Source organism: Streptomyces sp. NPDC096105 (assembly GCF_044763335.1).
Lineage (GTDB): Bacteria > Actinomycetota > Actinomycetes > Streptomycetales > Streptomycetaceae > Streptomyces.
In genome coordinates this window covers 1-17,875 of sequence record NZ_JBIWGC010000001.1, presented here as the reverse complement: position 1 = coordinate 17,875, position 17,875 = coordinate 1, and the positions used below count along the sequence as shown (strand labels likewise).

The following is a 17,875-nucleotide window of genomic DNA, read 5'->3' as shown; positions in this document are numbered from 1 at the left end:
CGTGCCGCGGAGACAGTCCTCCGCGGCACGGCACACGTGTGTCAGGCGGTCCGCGGCTCCAGCTCGTGGGCGTACGGGGGCTCCGCACCGGCGCGGGAACAGGTGACCGCCGCCGCGCGCGCCGCGAAACGCAGCAGGCTCTCCCAGCCCTCGGCACCGAGCGCGGCCACGCCCTCCTCACTGAGCGCGTCACGCTCCGCCAGTCCGTGCAGCAGGGCCGCGTTCACCGTGTCGCCCGCGCCGATGGTGTCCACCACCGCGACGCGCTCACCCGGCGCCGTGTACTCGGCGCCGTCACGGGTGTACGCCGTCAGACCGTCCCCGCCCCGGGTGACCACGACCGCCGAGGGTCCGGCCGCCAGCCACTCGCGCGGGGACCCGCCGAGCCATTCGGCGTCCTCCGCGGACAGCTTCAGCAGGGACACCGACGGCAGCCAGCTTCTGAACCGCGCCCGGTAGGCGTCGGCGTCCGGGATCAGCCCCGCCCGGATGTTGGGGTCGAGCGCCGTGAACACGCCCCCCGCCGACGCCTCGCGCATCAAAGCCTCGTACGCGCTCGCGCCCGGCTCCAGCACGAGGGAGCACGTGCCGAAGGACACCGCGCGGGTACCGGCGGGCAGCGCCTCGGGCCCGGTGAACAACCGGTCCGCGGTGCCCTCCACGTAGAAGGAGTAGGCTGCCGAGCCGTCGGCGCCGACCGTGGCGACGGCCAGCGTCGTCGGCTCGTCACCGCGCTGCACCGACGCCACGTCCACGCCGGTCACCCTGAGCCGTTCCAGCAGCGCCTCCCCGAAGGCGTCCCGCGACACCCGGGAGCAGAACGCGGTGGGGGAGCCGAGGCGGCCCAGGGCCACCGCCGTGTTGAAGGGGCCGCCGCCGAGCGCGGGCGTCAGCGCGGCGAGCGCACCCGCCCCCTGCGGTACCAGGTCGATCAGTGCCTCACCGGCGACGACGATCACGAGGGGTTCCTTTCTTCCGGGCAGCCGCAGGAGGTGCGGTGCACGAAGGTGCACGGGAGGCGTTCGGTGCGGGCCGGACGGTCCGGGGCGGCGAGGCGGTCCAGCAGCAGGTGCACCGCCCGCGCGCCGATGTCCCGGCTCGGCTGGGCGACGGCCGTGAGGCGAGGGGAGAAGAGGTCCGCCCAGGCGAAGTCGTCGAAGCAGCACAGGGCGATGTCCTCGGGTACGGACAGGCCGTGGGCGCGCAGGGCGCGCAGCGCGCCGATGGTCATGGCGTTGTTGGCGGTGATCAGCGCGGTGGGGCGCGAACCGAGGTCCAGCAGCTCGGCCGCGGCGCGTTCGGCTGCTGCGGCCTCCGAGCCGCCGTGCACCAGGATCCGCTCGTCGAACGGCAGCCCGGAGGCCGCGAGCCCGTGCCGGTACCCGGTGATCCGCTCGGCGGTCGTGCTGAGCCCGGGCAGGCCGGCCACCAAGGCGATGCGGCGGTGACCGCGTTCGGCGAGATGGGTGACCAGGTGGGCGGTCGGCTCGGTGCTCTCGGCGCAGACCTGGTCGAAGAGGGGCGGCTCGTCCTCGGCGGACGGGCCGACCAGCCGGTCCAGGAAGACGGCCGGTACCTGGTGCCGCCTCAGGTAGGAGAGCAGTTCGCCGGGCTCGGGGGAGGGCGCCACGATGATGCCCTCCACCCGGCGCTCGTGCAGCAGTTGGACGACCGTGCGCTCGTGCGCCGGGTCGTCGTGCGGATCGGCGATGAGGAGGCTGTACCCGCGCTCCAGGGCCGCCGCCTCGACGCCCTGGAGGATCTCCGTGAAGTACGGGTTGCTGATCGTCGACACCGCGAGCCCGATCGACCGGGTGCGGGCCGTGACCAGCGAGCGGGCCAGGGTGTTAGGGGTGTAGCCGAGCTCCTCCACGGCGTCCAGAACGGCCTGGCGGGTGTGGGGGAGCACGGGGCGGGTGCCGTTCAGCACGTGCGAGACGGTCGCGATGGAGACTCCGGCGCTGCGCGCCACATCCGCCATGGTCGCCATCGTCCGTTCTCCTTCGGGCTGGGGTGGCGCGGGTCCGCTGCTCGTGCAGGGCCTTGAGAGGTCTTGTTCTGGTCTTGGCCTTGGTCTCGGGTGGGGACCGTATCGTATGGGAGTGGGGGGCGTAAACGCTTGCGTAAGCGTTTGCGTGAACGCTTACATCAGCATTTGCGTGAACGCTTACGCCAACGCTTGCGAGAGCGCTTACGCGAACGCTTGCGTCAGCGCTTACGCGAACGTTTGCGCAAACGTTTACGCCCCTCCCTCCACACTGCCCCCGCCATCCCCACCCACCCGCAATCCGCCCCGCCCGCCCCGGTATCGTCCGGGTGAACAGTCGTCCACCGCGCACGAACCGTGGGAGCCCGCATGTCCGCCCGACCCGCCGCTACCCGCCGGACCGTCCTGCGAGGCGCGGCCCTCACACCCGTCGCAGGGCTGGGACTCACCGCCTGCGGGGGCGGCGACGACAGGTCCGCCCCGCTGAGCGGACCCGTCGAGCTGGGCCCCGAGAACGAGGTCGCCGCGGGCGGCGCCAAGCTGTACCGGGATCACAACGTGGTCGTCAGCCGCGACGAGGACGGCTCGTTCACCGCGTACAACACCGTGTGCACGCACGCGGGGTGCCCCATCAACAAGCTGGACGGAACCAGGCTGATCTGCCCGTGTCACGGCAGCGAGTTCGACGTCGCCACCGGGAAGGCGCTGCGTGAGCCGGCTGTGGCACCGCTGAAGCCGCTGGCCGTCGAGGTGAAGAACGGCACGCTGGTCGCCAGGCCCCGCGACTGACCCCCGACTGAGCCCCGAGTGCCCCCCGACTGACCCGCGCCTGACCCGCGCCTGAGCCCGCGCCCCAGCCCGTTCGGTCCGGGTCCGGGCTACTCCCAGTCCCAGGCGATCCCCACGTAGTCGGCCCGCAGGCGCGGTTCCACCAGGTGCACCGTCCGGTGCCGCGTGCTGAGGGCCAGCGCCTGGCGGCCTCCGCGCGGGGCCGCGGCCGAGTGCTGGGTGAAGCGGTGGCACCGTACGGGGAGCGCGGCGGAGTCGAAGCAGATCTGGAGCGCGTACTGGCCGCCGGGGGAGCCCGCGCCCCGTACGTATTCGCGGCAGACACCGCCGGTGCCGTCCTCCACGGTGTACCGGAAGAGGAAGGTGTCACCGGCGCGCAGCCGGATGTCGAAGAGCAGCTCGGCCGCGAGCACGCCTGTGGCGTGGTGATGGCGCACGCGTCCGACGCGGCAGTTCTCCAGGGTGCGCACCTGCATGCGCTCCGGGTCGGCGCCCGGGTCGCCGTGGTGGACGGCGACGTAGCGGTCGACGCCGTCGCGGTGGGCGCGCACGATGTGGTGGGACTCGCGCTCCGCCAGTTCCCGGCGCGTGCCGATGCGCACCCGCTCGTGGTGGCCCAGGGTGTGCAGCCCGCCGTCGCGCGGGGTGCCGAACTCGGCCAGCAGCTTGTCCAGGACGCCTGAGACCTCCATGAGGGAGCGGTAGGTGCGGCCGGCGGAGCGGCGGTCCGCGGCCCGGTCGTCCGTCTCGGCGAGCAGACGGATCAGTGACTCCTCCGGCAGCTGCAGGATCTCCTCCAGCGCCCGTACGGCCCGCAGCGACTCCGGGCGCTGGGGGCGGCGGGCGCCCTGCTGCCAGTAGCTGAGGCTGGTGACGCCCACCTTCACGCCGTGGCGGGACAGGTGGTGCTGCACCCGCTGCAACGGCAGTCCCCGCGCGGCTATCGCGGCGCGCAGGGCGACATGGAACGGGCCGCCGCGCAGGGCCGCGTCCAGTTCTGCGGTGACGACGTCCGCGTGCTGTGTGGCGTGCGGCATGCAGGGGCCTCTCTGTGAAGGTCACAACGGCTGGTCAGACCGTTCGCACGGAGTGTCCCGGGGGCCCGCCCCCGTCGGTGCGGCGCGGTCTTCACACGCGTACGCCGTCGTTCAGCGCCCCGAGTTCCCACGCATTGAAGCGTGTTGACCAAGTCCCGACAACCGTCTGGCGGCAAGAGCGGCACACGCCAGGGGGCCGTACCGGCCATGCGGCCGGTACGGCCCCCTGAGGTGCGTACGGGATGTTCTTCTACGTGGCCTTCATTGCCTTCGTGTTCTACGTGCTCTTCGTGGCCTGCATGGCATACGTGGCCTACGTGGTCCTCGTCCCGGGCTCAGGCCCCGTCGGCGTGCTCCCCGCCCCGGAGCCGCGAGTCCGCGGCCCGGAGGCGCTTCGCGCGCACGATGTCGGGGTCGCGCGGGTCGAGGGACTCGGGGAAGGCAGCCGTCTCGTCCGAGTACCGGCGGTACCGGGCCGGCCGTCGTGGTTTCTCGATCCGCATCTGTCGCATACGACCTCCCGACTCGCGGTCACTCGCGCGACCGCTGTCACGACCGCCTCGGACCACCGGCCGGAGAGCCGGTCCGGACCGCCGGACGGACCACGGCCGCGGTCCGTCCGCCGGCCCCGTTGATCGCCCGAGGCGCGAACCCCCCACATTCCCGCTTACCGGCCGCCGTAACCCATCCGGCCCGCACCGGACCTCGCGGACCGGCTCCGGAGGCCATCCGGGACCGCCCCCATCCGATCCGCCGCCCCGCCCCGGCCCCGCCGTCCTGTCGGTGCCCGCCAGTAGGGTGTGAGGCATGGCCGACCCCTCCAGCTACCGCCCCAGACCGGGTGAGATCCCCGACTCGCCGGGGGTCTACCGGTTCCGTGACGAGCACCGCCGGGTGATCTACGTCGGGAAGGCGAAGAGCCTGCGCCAGCGCCTGGCGAACTACTTCCAGGACCTGGCCGGGCTGCACCCGCGCACCCGCTCGATGGTGACCACGGCCGCGTCCGTGGAGTGGACGGTGGTCTCGACGGAGGTCGAGGCGCTGCAGCTGGAGTACTCCTGGATCAAGGAGTTCGACCCCCGGTTCAACGTCAAGTACCGCGACGACAAGAGCTACCCGTACCTCGCGGTGACGATGAACGAGGAGTACCCGCGCGTGCAGGTGATGCGCGGTCACAAGAAGAAGGGCGTGCGGTACTTCGGCCCGTACGCGCACGCGTGGGCGATCCGCGACACCGTGGACCTGATGCTGCGCGTCTTCCCGGTGCGCACCTGCTCGGCGGGCGTTTTCAAGAACGCCGCCCGCACCGGCCGGCCCTGCCTGCTCGGCTACATCGGCAAGTGCTCGGCACCCTGCGTGGAGCGGATCTCCGCCGAGGACCACCGGGAGCTGGCCGAGGAGTTCTGCGACTTCATGGCCGGCCGCACCGGCGCCTACCTGCGCCGCCTGGAGCGGCAGATGGCGGAGGCGGCCGAGGAGATGGAGTACGAGCGGGCCGCGCGCCTGCGCGACGACATCGGCGCCCTGAAGAAGGCCATGGAGAAGAACGCGGTGGTGCTGGCGGACGCCACCGACGCCGACCTGATCGCGGTCGCCGAGGACGAGCTGGAGGCGGCCGTCCAGATCTTCCACGTCCGGGGCGGGCGCGTGCGCGGCCAGCGCGGCTGGGTCACGGACAAGGTCGAGGAGATCACCACCGGCGCCCTGGTCGAGCACGCCCTGCAGCAGCTCTACGGCGAGGAGACCGGCGACGCCGTTCCGCGCGAGGTGCTGGTCCCCGCCCTGCCCGACCCGGTGGAGCCGGTGCAGGAGTGGCTGACCGGGCGGCGCGGGGCGAACGTCTCCCTGCGCGTCCCGCAGCGCGGGGACAAGAAGGCCCTGATGGAGACCGTGGAGCGCAACGCCCAGCAGGCGCTCGTGCTGCACAGGACCAAGCGGGCCTCCGACCTCACCACGCGCTCGCGCGCGCTGGAGGAGATCGGCGAGGCCCTGGGCCTGGACAGCGCCCCGCTGCGCATCGAGTGCTACGACATCTCGCACCTCCAGGGCGACGACGTGGTGGCCTCCATGGTGGTCTTCGAGGACGGGCTGGCCCGCAAGAGCGAGTACCGCCGCTTCCAGATCAAGGGCTTCGCCGGCCAGGACGACGTCCGGTCCATGCACGAGGTGATCACCCGGCGCTTCCGCCGCTACCTGGCGGAGAAGGAGCGCACGGGGGAGTGGACCGACGGGGAGGAGCCCGGCGCCGCGGCGGACCCGGGGACGGCCGCCGCGGGTCTCGCGGAGCCGCCCGCGAGCACCCTCACGGAGGACGACGGGCGCCCCAAGCGGTTCGCGTACCCGCCGCAGCTCGTCGTGGTGGACGGCGGCGCGCCGCAGGTCGCGGCGGCCCAGCGGGCGCTGGACGAACTGGGCATCGACGACATCGCCGTGTGCGGCCTCGCCAAGCGGCTGGAGGAGGTGTGGCTGCCCGGCGACGACGACCCGGTGGTGCTGCCCCGTACCAGCGAGGGCCTGTACCTGCTGCAGCGCGTCCGTGACGAGGCGCACCGCTTCGCGATCACCTATCAGCGCAGCAAGCGCGCCAAGCGCTTCCGGTCCAGCCCCCTGGACGACGTCCCGGGTCTCGGCGAGACCCGCAAGCAGGCGCTGATCAAGCACTTCGGCTCGTTGAAGCGGCTGCGGTCGGCGACGATCGAGCAGATCTGTGACGTTCCGGGCATAGGGCGCAAGACGGCCGAGACGGTCGTCGCGGCTCTCGCCCGGGCGACACCCGGCGGTCCCGCTGTGAACACGGCGACGGGCGAGATCATGGATGACACGGAAGAACCCGGGCATCAGGCGGGTTCTCCGGGGGCGCCCGTGTCCGCGGGCGCCCCGGACGAACGACGGGGGCAGAAGCGATGACCGAGCACGAGACAGGGCCTGCCGGGCGGCGGGACCGGGCGGCGCAGCAGGCGGGCGGGGCCACGGCCCGCGCCGGCATCCGGCAGGACAACGGAGCACAGGTGAAGACGGGCAAGGAAAACGGCGGGGTGCCCGAGGTGGGCATCCCCGAGCTGGTGATCATCTCCGGGATGTCCGGGGCCGGCCGGTCGACGGCCGCGAAGTGTCTGGAGGACCTCGGCTGGTTCGTCGTCGACAACCTGCCGCCCGCGCTGATCCCCACCATGGTGGAGCTCGGCGCGCGCTCCCAGGGCAACGTGGCGCGGATCGCGGTCGTCGTCGACGTCCGCGGCCGACGCTTCTTCGACAACCTGCGCGAGTCCCTCGCCGACCTCGACGCGCGCGGTGTCACCCGGCGCACGGTGTTCCTGGAGTCCTCCGACGATGCCCTGGTGCGCCGCTTCGAGTCGGTCCGCCGCCCTCATCCCCTCCAGGGCGACGGCCGGATCGTCGACGGCATCGCCGCCGAGCGGGAGCTGCTGCGCGAGCTGCGCGGCGACGCCGACCTGGTGATCGACACCTCCGGGCTCAACGTGCACGAACTGCGCGCGAAGATGCACGCGCAGTTCGCCGGCGAGGAGGAGCCCGAGCTGCGGGCCACCGTGATGTCCTTCGGCTTCAAGTACGGTCTCCCGGTCGATGCCGACCTGGTCGTGGACATGCGGTTCCTGCCCAACCCGCACTGGATCCCCGAGCTGCGCCCCTACACCGGCCTCAACGAGGAGGTGGCGTCGTACGTCTTCAACCAGCCCGGCGCCAAGGAGTTCCTCGACCGCTATGCCGAGCTGCTGCGCATGGTCGCCGCGGGCTACCGCCGTGAGGGCAAGCGTTACGTGACCATCGCGGTCGGCTGCACGGGCGGCAAGCACCGCTCGGTCGCCATGTCGGAGAAGCTCGCCGCCCGGCTCGCCGCGGAGGGCGTGGAGACGGTGGTCGTCCACCGGGACATGGGACGGGAATGACACGACGTACGCCGCGGCTGAGCCGGCTGCGCAGAGCGGTCCCCGAGGGCCGCGCCGGCCGGCCGGCCGAGACGCGTGGCGCGCGCCCGCGCCGCAGGGGCGCACAGCCCAAGGTCGTCGCCCTCGGCGGCGGCATGGGGCTGTCCGCGTCGCTCGCCGCCCTGCGCCGGATCACCGGCGACCTCACCGCCGTGGTCACCGTCGCCGACGACGGCGGCTCCAGCGGCCGCCTGCGTGACGAACTGGGCGTGCTGCCCCCCGGCGACCTGCGCAAAGCGCTCGCCGCGCTGTGCGGGGACGACGACTGGGGCCAGACCTGGGCGCGCGTCATCCAGCACCGTTTCCAGTCCAAGGGCGACCTGCACGAGCACGCGGTCGGCAACCTGCTGATCGTGGCCCTGTGGGAGCAGCTCGGCGACCACGTCAAGGCGCTGGACCTGGTGGGCATGCTGCTCGGCGCGCACGGCCGGGTGCTGCCCATGTCCGCCGTGCCGCTGGAGCTCCAGGCGCTGGTCAAGGGGCACGACCCGGAGCGCCCCGACGACATCGGCACCGTCCGCGGCCAGGCCACCGTCGCCCTCACCCCGGGCGAGGTGCAGTCGGTGCACCTCGTGCCGAACGACCCGCCGGCCGTGCCCGAGGCGGTCGCGGCGGTGCTGGACGCCGACTGGGTGGTGCTGGGACCCGGCTCCTGGTTCTCCTCGGTGATCCCGCACCTGCTGGTCCCCGAGCTGCTGGACGCCCTCGTCGAGACGAAGGCGCGCCGGGTGCTCTCGCTGAACCTCGCCCCGCAGCCCGGAGAAACCGAGGGCTTCTCCCCGCAGCGTCATTTGGAGGTTTTGGGGCGACACGCCCCTAAACTCGCCCTGGACGTGGTGCTGGCCGACGAGGCCGCCGTGCCCGACCGCGACTTGCTGACCGATGCCGCCAAGCGGTTCGGCGCCGCGGTCGAGCTGGCCCCCGTGGCCCGGACCGACGGAAGCCCCCGGCACGACCCGGAGCTGTTGGCCGCCGCGTACGACCGTATTTTTCGGATGCATGGAAGGATCGGCCCATGGCGATGACGGCAGCGGTGAAGGACGAGATCAGCCGGCTCCCCGTCACCCGTACCTGCTGCAGGAAGGCGGAGGTCTCCGCCGTTCTGCGGTTCGCCGGCGGCCTCCACCTGGTCAGCGGGCGCATCGTGATCGAGGCGGAGCTGGACACCGCGATGGCCGCCCGGCGGCTCAAGCGGGACATCCTGGAGATCTTCGGCCACAGCTCCGAACTGATCGTGATGGCGCCGGGCGGACTGCGCCGCGGCTCCCGCTACGTGGTGCGCGTGGTCGCCGGAGGCGACCAGCTCGCCCGTCAGACCGGTCTGGTGGACGGCCGGGGCCGCCCGATCCGCGGCCTGCCCCCGCAGGTGGTCTCGGGGGCCACCTGCGACGCCGAGGCCGCCTGGCGCGGTGCCTTCCTCGCGCACGGCTCCCTCACCGAGCCCGGCCGTTCCTCCTCCCTGGAGGTGACCTGCCCCGGCCCCGAGGCCGCGCTCGCCCTGGTCGGCGCCGCCCGTCGGCTGCACATCGCCGCCAAGGCGCGCGAGGTGCGCGGCGTGGACCGGGTGGTCGTCCGGGACGGCGACGCGATCGGCGCGCTGCTCACCCGGCTGGGCGCGCACGAGTCGGTGCTGGCCTGGGAGGAGCGCCGGATGCGCCGCGAGGTGCGGGCCACGGCGAACCGGCTGGCCAACTTCGACGACGCCAACCTGCGCCGCTCCGCCCGCGCCGCCGTCGCGGCCGGCGCCCGGGTGCAGCGCGCGCTGGAGATCCTCGGCGACGACGTGCCCGAGCACCTCGCCGCGGCCGGCCGGCTGCGCATGGAGCACAAGCAGGCCTCCCTGGAGGAGCTGGGCGCGCTCGCCGACCCGCCGCTCACCAAGGACGCGGTGGCCGGACGCATCCGCCGGCTGCTGGCGATGGCCGACAAGCGCGCCGCGGACCTCGGCATCCCCGGCACGGAGGCCAACCTCAGCGAGGAACTGGACGACAAGATCGGCGTCTGACGCGCCCCGCGCGATCGTCCGACGCCTGACCGGAGCACCGGCGCCGCCGCCCAGTCGGGTGAGCGGCGCCGGTTCCGTGTGTCGCGGGGGCGCCCTTGACTCGATCATGTTGTGTCATGAGCCTGGCAACTGTTCGCCGCCGTGGCGGACCTCTCTCAGGGGGGTTCATGAGACGCAGAGCGAGATCGATCCTCGCCGTCGGCACGCTCCTGATCGGCGGAGCCGGCTTCGCACCCGTCGCCCAGGCACAACCCGCACCGCCCTCGTCCGGCGATCCCGGCGAGGTCAAGGTCTACCGCGCCGACGTCACGCGGCAGCAGGTGCCCCTGCTGCTGGCGGCGGGGCAGGACGGCCACGAACTCGGCGAGCGGGTGCCCGAACGGGGCACGGCCGCCGTCGAGGTGTATCTCACCGAGGGGCAGGCGCGGAAGCTCGGGAAACAGGGCGTCGACCTCACCGAGCACACGCTCCCCGCCCGGGCGGAGAAGCGCGTTGCGGACGCCGCCGAGGGCGTCTTCCGCCCGTACAGCGGCAAGGGCGGCCTCAAGGAGGAGATCCTGCGCACCGCGCAGCGCAACCCCTCCCTCACCAAGGTCGTCTCCATCGGGAAGACGGTCCGGGGGAAGGACATCCTCGCCCTGAAGCTCACCAAGCGGGCCCGCACGAGCAAGGACGGCTCCCGGCCCGCCGTCCTCTACATGGCGAACCAGCACGCCCGTGAGTGGATCACGCCGGAGATGACCCGCCGGCTGATGCACCACTACCTGGACCGCTACCGCACCGACCGGCGGATCAAGAGGATCGTCGACACCACCGAGCTGTGGTTCGTCCTCTCCGCCAACCCCGACGGCTACGACCACACCTTCGCCGACGACGCCAACCGCCTGTGGCGCAAGAACCTGCGGGACGTCAACGGCGACGGGAAGATCGGCACCGGCGACGGCGTCGACCTCAACCGGAACTTCCCCTACAAGTGGGGCTACGACGACGAGGGCTCCTCGCCCGACCCCACCAGCCAGACCTACCGGGGCGCCTCCCCGGGCTCCGAGCCCGAGACCAAGGCGATCGACGCCTTCCAGAAGCGCATCGGCTTCACCTACGGCATCAACTACCACTCCGCCGCCGAGCTGCTCCTCTACGGGGTCGGCTGGCAGGTGGCCACGCCGACGCCCGACGACGTGCTGTACAAGGCGCTCGCGGGCACGCCGGACAACCCGGCGATCCCCGGCTACCACCCGCAGCTCTCCTCCGAGCTGTACACCACCAACGGCGAGGCCGACGGCCACGCGGCCAACGTCAACGGCCTGGCGATGTTCACCCCGGAGATGTCGACCTGCCAGACCGCCTCCGCCTACGACCCCGACGACGCCTGGGAGCCCGGCGACTGCCGTTCGATCTTCACCTTCCCGGACGACGAGAAGCTGATCCAGCAGGAGTTCGCCAGGAACGTCCCGTTCGCGCTCTCCGTCGCCGAGTCCGCCGCGCACCCCGACCGGCCGTCCTCCGCGGTCGGCCTGGAGGCCGCGGACTTCACCCCGGCGGCCTTCACGACGTCCTACGCGCGCGGCGGTGACCAGGAGGTCTCCGTCGTGGCCCGCAAGTCGGTGCGCGACAAGGAGCTGCGGTACCGGGTCGACGGCGGCCGCACCCACAGCGTGGACCTCAGACCCTGGCGGGGCGGCGAGCGCTACGGCGGCGAGGACGACCTCTACTTCGGCGAGTACCGCGCGACGGTGCGGCACGGCGAGCCGGGCGACCGGGTCGAGGTGTGGTTCACCGGCAAGGCCCGCGGCGGCAAGAGGGTGTCGAGCGAGCCCTTCGCCTACACCGTGGCGCCGCGGCCCCGCGCGGACGTCCTGGTCGTGTCCGAGGAGGGCGCGAAGGCCACGGGCACGAAGACGTACACCGACGCGCTGCGGGCGAACGGCCGGAGCGCCGCCGTCTGGGACGTGGCGGAGAAGGGCGCGCCGGACGCGCTGGGCGTGCTGAGCCACTTCCGCACCGTCGTCCACCACACCGGCGCGGCCGTCCCGGGCGTCGCCACCCAGCTCCAGCTGCGGGCCTTCCTCAACGAGGGCGGCCGGCTGATCGAGGCGGGCGAGCGGGCCGGCGGCAGCGTCGACCTCGGCGACGGCGTGCTGTCCGACGACTTCAGCCAGTACTACCTGGGCGCCTACACCCGCACCGCCACCTCCGGCGCCACCGCGTTCACGGGCGCCGGACGCCTCGCCGGCACCGGCGGGCCGCTCGGCGACGCGCCCGGGAACCCGCTCGACGGGGCCGGCAGCTACGGCCTCACCTCCGACGAGCTGCCCGCCGACCGGTACCCGCGGTTCGCGAGCTTCGGAGCCGGGTCGTTCACCGGCACGGTCAACCCGTACGGGCCCTACGCGGGCTCCTCCATGGCGGCCGCCGTGCACACCGACGACGGTTACAAGCGCCTCACCCGCACCGTCGACCTCACCGGTGTCACCGCCGCCGAGCGGCCCGCCCTGCGCACCCGGCTGCTGTGGGACACCGAGCGGGGCTACGACCATGTGATCGTCGAGGCGCGCACGGCCGGCGGCGACGACTGGACGACCCTGCCCGAGACGGGCGGCGCGACCCGCACCACCGTGCCGTCCGAGTGCGCGGCCGGGTTCTACGTCGCCGGGCACCCCTGGCTGGAGCACTATCTGACGCCGGGCGACGACGGCTGCGCCGCGACCGGCGCCACCGGCTCGTGGAACAGTCTCACCGGCTCCTCCGGCGGCTGGCAGCAGGTGGAGTTCGACCTGAGCGCCTACGCGGGCCGGACGGCCGAGGTGTCGGTCGCCTACGTCACCGACCCGGGCAGCGGCGGCCGGGGCGTCCTCGCCGACGAGGCCTCGCTGGTGACCGGTGGGACCGTCACCGAGACCGAGGGCTTCGAGGAGTCCCTGGGCGCCTGGCGGGCCTCCGGGCCGCCCCCGGGCAGCCCGGCCGTCCTGAAGGACTGGGCCCGCACCGGGGAGCTGTTCCGGACCTCCGCGGCGGTCACCACGGACGACACCGTGCTGCTGGGATTCGGCCTCGAGCACCTCACCTCGGCGGCCGACCGGGCCGCCCTGCTGAGGAAGGCGCTGGCCGCCGTCCGCGGGTGAGACCGGCGCCGGCGGACGCGGTCACGGACAGCAGGACGGCGAAAAGGGTGACTGAGGTCCGTCGTCCTGGGGCGGTCCGTACCCTACTGACGGGTACGGGCCGCCCCGCCGGGTATGGGACAACTCGATGTCACGGCCGGGGCCCCGGAGAGGTAGGGTCGACAGTGGTCGGGGACATCCCAAATACAGCTCGCCGGCGTCAGAGCCGGCGCACCAACGAGGAGATCGGTTCGTGACGATCCGCGTAGGCATCAACGGGTTTGGCCGCATCGGTCGGAACTACTTCCGCGCGCTTCTGGAGCAGGGCGCCGACATCGAGATCGTGGCCGTCAACGACCTGGGCGACACGGCGACCACCGCGCACCTGCTGAAGTACGACACCGTCCTGGGCCGTCTCAAGCAGGAGGTCTCGCACACCGAGGACACCATCACCGTCGGTGACAAGACGATCAAGGTCCTCTCCGAGCGCAACCCCGCCGACATCCCGTGGGGTGAGCTGGGCGCCGACATCGTCATCGAGTCGACCGGCATCTTCACCAAGAAGGAAGACGCCGAGAAGCACATCGCCGGCGGCGCCAAGAAGGTCGTCATCTCCGCCCCGGCGAAGAACGAGGACATCACGCTCGTCATGGGCGTGAACCACGAGCAGTACGACCCGGCGAACCACCACGTCATCTCCAACGCCTCCTGCACCACCAACTGCGTGGCGCCGATGGCGAAGGTGCTCGACGAGAACTTCGGCATCGTCAAGGGCCTGATGACGACGGTCCACGCGTACACGAACGACCAGCGCATCCTGGACTTCCCGCACAAGGACCTGCGCCGCGCCCGCGCCGCCGCCGAGAACATCATCCCGACCACCACGGGCGCCGCGAAGGCCACCGCCCTGGTGCTGCCGCAGCTCAAGGGCAAGCTGGACGGCATGGCCATGCGCGTCCCGGTCCCGACCGGCTCCGTCACGGACCTGGTGGTCGAGCTCTCCCGCGAGGTCACCAAGGAAGAGGTCAACGCCGCCTTCCAGAAGGCCGCCGAGGGCGAGCTGAAGGGCTACCTGGAGTACACGGAGGACGCGATCGTCTCCTCCGACATCGTCAACGCCCCGGCGTCCTGCACCTTCGACTCCTCCCTGACCATGGTCCAGGAGGGCAAGAACGTGAAGGTCATCGGCTGGTACGACAACGAGTGGGGCTACAGCAACCGCCTCGTCGACCTGACGGTCTTCATCGGCAACCAGCTCTGATCGTGGAGCGGGCGGCCTGATATGAGTGCAGGGCTCGGACGGTGCGGCGACGCGCCGTCCGAGCCCTGACGCACGTATCGGAACGGTCGCCCTCTTCCGACCACGAGCGATCACGAGCGAACAGGTCGCTGAACACGTTGCTCTGACAGGGAGCCCCCATGAAGACGATCGACGAACTCCTCTCCGAAGGCGTCGCGGGCAAGCGGGTCTTCGTCCGCGCCGACCTCAACGTGCCGCTGGACGGCACCACCATCACCGACGACGGCCGCATCCGCGCCGTGCTGCCCACCGTCAAGGCGCTCGCCGACGCGGGCGCCCGCGTGGTCGTCGCCTCCCACCTGGGCCGCCCCAAGGGCGCCCCGGACCCCGCCTTCTCGCTCGCCCCGGCCGCCACGCGCCTCGGTGAACTCCTCGGCGCCGACGTCGCGTTCGCCACCGACACGGTCGGCGAGTCGGCCGCCTCGACCGTCGCCGGCCTCGCCGACGGCCAGGTCGCGGTCCTCGAGAACCTGCGCTTCAACCCGGGCGAGACCAGCAAGGACGACGCCGAGCGCGGCGCCTTCGCCGACCAGCTGGCCGCCCTCGCCGACGTCTACGTCGGCGACGGCTTCGGCGCGGTGCACCGGGGACACGCCTCGGTCCTCGACCTCCCGGCCCGCCTGCCGCACTACGCCGGACACCTCATCGCCACCGAGGTCGGCGTGCTGAAGAAGCTCACCGACGACGTCAAGCGGCCCTACGTGGTCGCCCTCGGCGGCGCCAAGGTCTCCGACAAGCTGGCCGTCATCGACCAGCTGCTCGGCAGGGCCGACCGCATCCTCATCGGCGGCGGCATGGCCTACACCTTCCTCAAGGCCAAGGGGTACGAGGTCGGCTCGTCCCTGCTCCAGGAGGACCAGATCCCGGCCGTCCAGGAGTACCTGGAGCGCGCCGGGAAGAACGGCGTCGAGCTGGTGCTCCCGGTCGACACCCTGGTCGCCGGCGAGTTCCCCGACATGAGGACCAAGGCGCCGGGCAACCCCGAGAACGTCGCCGCGGACGCCATCCCGGCCGGGAAGATGGGCCTGGACATCGGTCCGGAGACCCGCAAGCTCTACGCCTCGAAGCTCGCCGACGCCGCCACCGTCTTCTGGAACGGCCCCATGGGCGTCTTCGAGCACCCCGACTACGCCGAGGGCACCAGGACGGTCGCCCAGGCCCTCCTCGACTCCCCGGGCTTCACCGTGGTCGGCGGCGGCGACTCCGCCGCCGCGGTCCGTACCCTGGGCTTCGACGAGCAGGCATTCGGCCACATCTCGACCGGCGGCGGCGCCTCCCTCGAATACCTCGAGGGCAAGACGCTCCCCGGCCTCGCAGCACTGGAGGACTGACCCTCAATGACCACCCGTACGCCGCTGATGGCGGGCAACTGGAAGATGAACCTCAACCACCTCGAGGCCATCGCCCAGGTCCAGAAGCTCGCCTTCGCCCTGGCCGACAAGGACTACGAGGACGTCGAGGTCGCCGTCCTGCCGCCGTTCACCGACCTGCGCTCCGTGCAGACCCTGGTCGACGGCGACAAGCTGAAGATCAAGTACGGCGCCCAGGACATCTCGGCCCACGACGGCGGCGCCTACACCGGCGAGATCTCCGGCCCCATGCTGGCCAAACTGAAGTGCACCTACGTGGCGGTCGGCCACTCCGAGCGCCGCCAGTACCACGCCGAGACCGACGAGGTCGTCAACGCCAAGGTGAAGGCCGCCTTCAAGCACGGCCTCACCCCCATCCTGTGCGTCGGCGAGGAACTGGAGGTCCGCGAGGCGGGCAACCACGTCCCCCACACCCTCGCCCAGGTCGAGGGCGGCCTGAAGGACGTCCCGGCCGAGCAGGCCGAGTCGGTCGTGATCGCCTACGAGCCCGTCTGGGCCATCGGCACCGGCAAGGTCTGCGGCGCCGAGGACGCGCAGGAGGTCTGCGCGGCCGTCCGCGGCAAGCTGGCCGAGCTGTACTCCCAGGAGCTGGCCGACAAGGTCCGCATCCAGTACGGCGGCTCCGTGAAGTCCGGCAACGTCGCCGAGATCATGGCGCAGCCCGACATCGACGGCGCCCTGGTCGGCGGCGCCTCGCTGGACGCCGACGAGTTCGTCAAGATCATCCGCTTCCGCGACCAGTGAGTGACCGGGGTGCGCCCCGCGCGGGCGCGCCCCGGTACGGGAGTAGGCCGCAGGGCTGATCCGTCGTACTCTTGCGGGGTCCAGTCCCGTGCTGGACCCCGTGTCGTCCATCCGTTTCCGAGGAAGTTGGTCCAGCCGTGGTTCTGGGGTTCTCCATCGCCCTGATCGTCTTCAGCCTGCTGCTGATGCTGCTGGTGCTGATGCACAAGGGGAAGGGCGGCGGCCTCTCCGACATGTTCGGTGGTGGCATGCAGTCGTCCGTCGGCGGCTCCTCGGTCGCCGAGCGCAACCTCGACCGGATCACGGTCGTGGTCGGTCTGCTGTGGGCCGCGTGCATCGTGGTGCTCGGCATCATGATGAAGATGAACGACTGACCCACGCGGCGCGATCCGCCCGCATCCCCACGTAACGCCCCATGTTCGGTACGCGCAGCTGAGCGCGGCCTATCATGGGGCTTGCGTCTGGATGCGGAGACAGGTAACTCCTATCACTGGACGCGCGTTGGGCCTTACGTAGACTGAGGCGCCCGCGGCGAAGCGGTACGCCGAATCGCTTCGCGGCACCATTACGCAGGGAGTTACGACCGTGGCAAGTGGCAACGCGATCCGGGGGAGCCGGGTCGGGGCGGGGCCGATGGGCGAGGCCGAGCGCGGCGAGTCCGCGCCGCGGCTGCGCATCTCCTTCTGGTGCTCCAACGGGCACGAGACACAGCCGAGCTTCGCGAGCGACGCGCAGGTGCCCGACACCTGGGACTGCCCCCGCTGCGGTTTCCCGGCCGGGCAGGACCGCGACAACCCGCCGGACCCGCCGCGCACCGAGCCCTACAAGACGCACCTCGCCTACGTGCGGGAACGGCGCAGCGACGCGGACGGCGAGGCGATCCTCGCCGAGGCGCTCGCCAAGCTGCGCGGCGAGATCTAGCACCCGACGCGCCGGGCGCGCACGCCCGCCCCCGGCCGGTTCGCTCTCCGGACCCTTCCGTCCTCCTCAGCGCTGATCAATTAGGTTGGGATCAGTCGGCACAGCGGGGACATCCAAGGAAGAAGGCTGAAGTCCGAGATGAACGCAGACGGCCGTAGCAGGCTCAACCAGACGCCCGAATGGACCGCACTGGCCAAGCACCGCGAGGAGCTCGGCGAGGTACGGCTGCGCGAGCTGTTCGAGGCCCACCCGGACCGCGGCACCGGTTACACCCTCCGGGTCGGTGACCTGTACGTCGACTACTCCAAGCACCTGGTCACCGACGAGACGCTGCGGCTGTTGCGTGAACTGGCCGCGGCCACGGACGTGTTCGGGCTGCGGGACGCGATGTTCCGCGGGGAGCGGATCAACACCACCGAGGACCGTGCGGTGCTGCACACCGCGCTGCGGGCGCCGCGGGACGCGGTGATCGAGGTCGACGGGGAGAACGTCGTCCCGGCCGTGCACGCGGTGCTGGACCGGATGGCCGACTTCGCGGACCGGGTCCGCTCCGGGGAGTGGACCGGCCACACGGGCCGGCGCATCCGCAACGTCGTCAACATCGGCATCGGCGGCTCGGACCTGGGCCCGGCGATGGCCTACGAGGCGCTGCGCGCCCACACCGCGCGGGACCT

Annotated in this window: 15 protein-coding genes and 1 pseudogene; 12 read left to right on the top strand and 4 right to left on the bottom strand. The window is 72.1% G+C overall.

Annotation, left to right across the window (positions count from 1 at the left end; all coding sequences use genetic code 11):
• Positions 1–41 precede the first annotated feature (41 nt).
• Together ACIQ8B_RS00080 and ACIQ8B_RS00075 are read right to left on the bottom strand one after the other, a co-directional pair.
• A complete protein-coding gene (locus tag ACIQ8B_RS00080; protein WP_403544066.1) occupies positions 42–959 on the bottom strand; it encodes a carbohydrate kinase in 918 nt (305 codons plus the stop codon).
• A complete protein-coding gene (locus tag ACIQ8B_RS00075; RefSeq protein WP_403544064.1) occupies positions 956–1,990 on the bottom strand; it encodes a LacI family DNA-binding transcriptional regulator in 1,035 nt (344 codons plus the stop codon). The genes ACIQ8B_RS00080 and ACIQ8B_RS00075 overlap by 4 nt, the downstream gene beginning before the upstream one ends.
• Before the next feature lie 366 nt (positions 1,991–2,356).
• On the opposite strand from ACIQ8B_RS00075, the gene ACIQ8B_RS00070 reads away from it, so the two are divergent.
• Complete coding sequence (locus tag ACIQ8B_RS00070) at positions 2,357–2,776, top strand: Rieske (2Fe-2S) protein (protein WP_403544062.1); 420 nt, start codon at positions 2,357–2,359, stop codon at positions 2,774–2,776.
• A gap of 89 nt (positions 2,777–2,865) precedes the next feature.
• Here the strand turns inward: ACIQ8B_RS00070 and ACIQ8B_RS00065 are convergent, their stop codons facing one another.
• Positions 2,866–3,813 carry a hypothetical protein gene (locus tag ACIQ8B_RS00065; protein ID WP_403544060.1) on the bottom strand — a complete coding sequence of 316 codons (948 nt, stop codon included), beginning with the start codon at positions 3,811–3,813 and terminating at the stop codon, positions 2,866–2,868.
• A gap of 335 nt (positions 3,814–4,148) precedes the next feature.
• Complete coding sequence (locus ACIQ8B_RS00060; RefSeq protein WP_198602584.1) at positions 4,149–4,325, bottom strand: hypothetical protein; 177 nt, start codon at positions 4,323–4,325, stop codon at positions 4,149–4,151.
• Between the two features lie 295 nt (positions 4,326–4,620).
• Between ACIQ8B_RS00060 and uvrC the strand changes: the two genes are divergently transcribed.
• From uvrC to ACIQ8B_RS00005, 11 genes and pseudogenes are all read left to right on the top strand, one after another.
• Entirely contained in the window at positions 4,621–6,720 is a 2,100-nt protein-coding gene (gene uvrC / locus ACIQ8B_RS00055) for an excinuclease ABC subunit UvrC (RefSeq protein ID WP_403544058.1), read from the top strand.
• Complete coding sequence (gene rapZ / locus ACIQ8B_RS00050) at positions 6,717–7,721, top strand: RNase adapter RapZ (RefSeq protein ID WP_290007276.1); 1,005 nt, start codon at positions 6,717–6,719, stop codon at positions 7,719–7,721. Before uvrC ends, rapZ begins: the two co-directional genes overlap by 4 nt.
• Positions 7,718–8,785: a uridine diphosphate-N-acetylglucosamine-binding protein YvcK gene (gene yvcK, locus ACIQ8B_RS00045; protein ID WP_106414753.1), complete on the top strand. Its 1,068-nt coding sequence runs from the start codon at positions 7,718–7,720 to the stop codon at positions 8,783–8,785. Before rapZ ends, yvcK begins: the two co-directional genes overlap by 4 nt.
• Complete coding sequence (whiA, locus tag ACIQ8B_RS00040) at positions 8,776–9,765, top strand: DNA-binding protein WhiA (protein ID WP_106414754.1); 990 nt, start codon at positions 8,776–8,778, stop codon at positions 9,763–9,765. Before yvcK ends, whiA begins: the two co-directional genes overlap by 10 nt.
• A 167-nt stretch (positions 9,766–9,932) precedes the next feature.
• Entirely contained in the window at positions 9,933–12,887 is a 2,955-nt protein-coding gene (locus ACIQ8B_RS00035) for a M14 family zinc carboxypeptidase (RefSeq protein ID WP_403544055.1), read from the top strand.
• A 232-nt stretch (positions 12,888–13,119) separates the two neighbouring features.
• Positions 13,120–14,127 carry a type I glyceraldehyde-3-phosphate dehydrogenase gene (gene gap / locus ACIQ8B_RS00030; protein ID WP_290007281.1) on the top strand — a complete coding sequence of 336 codons (1,008 nt, stop codon included), beginning with the start codon at positions 13,120–13,122 and terminating at the stop codon, positions 14,125–14,127.
• Positions 14,128–14,285: 158 nt separating this feature from the next.
• Positions 14,286–15,497, top strand: coding sequence for a phosphoglycerate kinase (locus ACIQ8B_RS00025; protein WP_403544053.1), 1,212 nt, complete (start codon positions 14,286–14,288; stop codon positions 15,495–15,497).
• A gap of 6 nt (positions 15,498–15,503) precedes the next feature.
• Entirely contained in the window at positions 15,504–16,280 is a 777-nt protein-coding gene (gene tpiA, locus ACIQ8B_RS00020; protein ID WP_290007284.1) for a triose-phosphate isomerase, read from the top strand.
• Between the two features lie 143 nt (positions 16,281–16,423).
• Entirely contained in the window at positions 16,424–16,654 is a 231-nt protein-coding gene (secG, locus tag ACIQ8B_RS00015; protein WP_198602743.1) for a preprotein translocase subunit SecG, read from the top strand.
• 211 nt (positions 16,655–16,865) lie between these two features.
• On the top strand, positions 16,866–17,201 hold the full coding sequence (locus ACIQ8B_RS00010) for an RNA polymerase-binding protein RbpA (protein WP_003957010.1): 336 nt from the start codon (positions 16,866–16,868) through the stop codon (positions 17,199–17,201).
• 138 nt (positions 17,202–17,339) lie between these two features.
• Positions 17,340–17,875, top strand: a pseudogene (locus ACIQ8B_RS00005) (glucose-6-phosphate isomerase); the annotation flags it as partial.

Excerpts from the sequence above, each read along its gene's own strand:
- tpiA (WP_290007284.1), top strand. The coding sequence starts at position 15,504 with ATGACCACCCGTACGCCGCTGATGGCGGGCAACTGGAAGATGAACCTC.
- uvrC (WP_403544058.1), top strand. The coding sequence starts at position 4,621 with ATGGCCGACCCCTCCAGCTACCGCCCCAGACCGGGTGAGATCCCCGAC.
- ACIQ8B_RS00065 (WP_403544060.1), bottom strand. The coding sequence starts at position 3,813 with ATGCCGCACGCCACACAGCACGCGGACGTCGTCACCGCAGAACTGGAC.
- ACIQ8B_RS00070 (WP_403544062.1), top strand. The coding sequence starts at position 2,357 with ATGTCCGCCCGACCCGCCGCTACCCGCCGGACCGTCCTGCGAGGCGCG.
- whiA (WP_106414754.1), top strand. The coding sequence starts at position 8,776 with ATGGCGATGACGGCAGCGGTGAAGGACGAGATCAGCCGGCTCCCCGTC.
- ACIQ8B_RS00075 (WP_403544064.1), bottom strand. The coding sequence starts at position 1,990 with ATGGCGACCATGGCGGATGTGGCGCGCAGCGCCGGAGTCTCCATCGCG.
- yvcK (WP_106414753.1), top strand. The coding sequence starts at position 7,718 with ATGACACGACGTACGCCGCGGCTGAGCCGGCTGCGCAGAGCGGTCCCC.
- ACIQ8B_RS00025 (WP_403544053.1), top strand. The coding sequence starts at position 14,286 with ATGAAGACGATCGACGAACTCCTCTCCGAAGGCGTCGCGGGCAAGCGG.
- ACIQ8B_RS00035 (WP_403544055.1), top strand. The coding sequence starts at position 9,933 with ATGAGACGCAGAGCGAGATCGATCCTCGCCGTCGGCACGCTCCTGATC.
- rapZ (WP_290007276.1), top strand. The coding sequence starts at position 6,717 with ATGACCGAGCACGAGACAGGGCCTGCCGGGCGGCGGGACCGGGCGGCG.
- ACIQ8B_RS00060 (WP_198602584.1), bottom strand. The coding sequence starts at position 4,325 with ATGCGACAGATGCGGATCGAGAAACCACGACGGCCGGCCCGGTACCGC.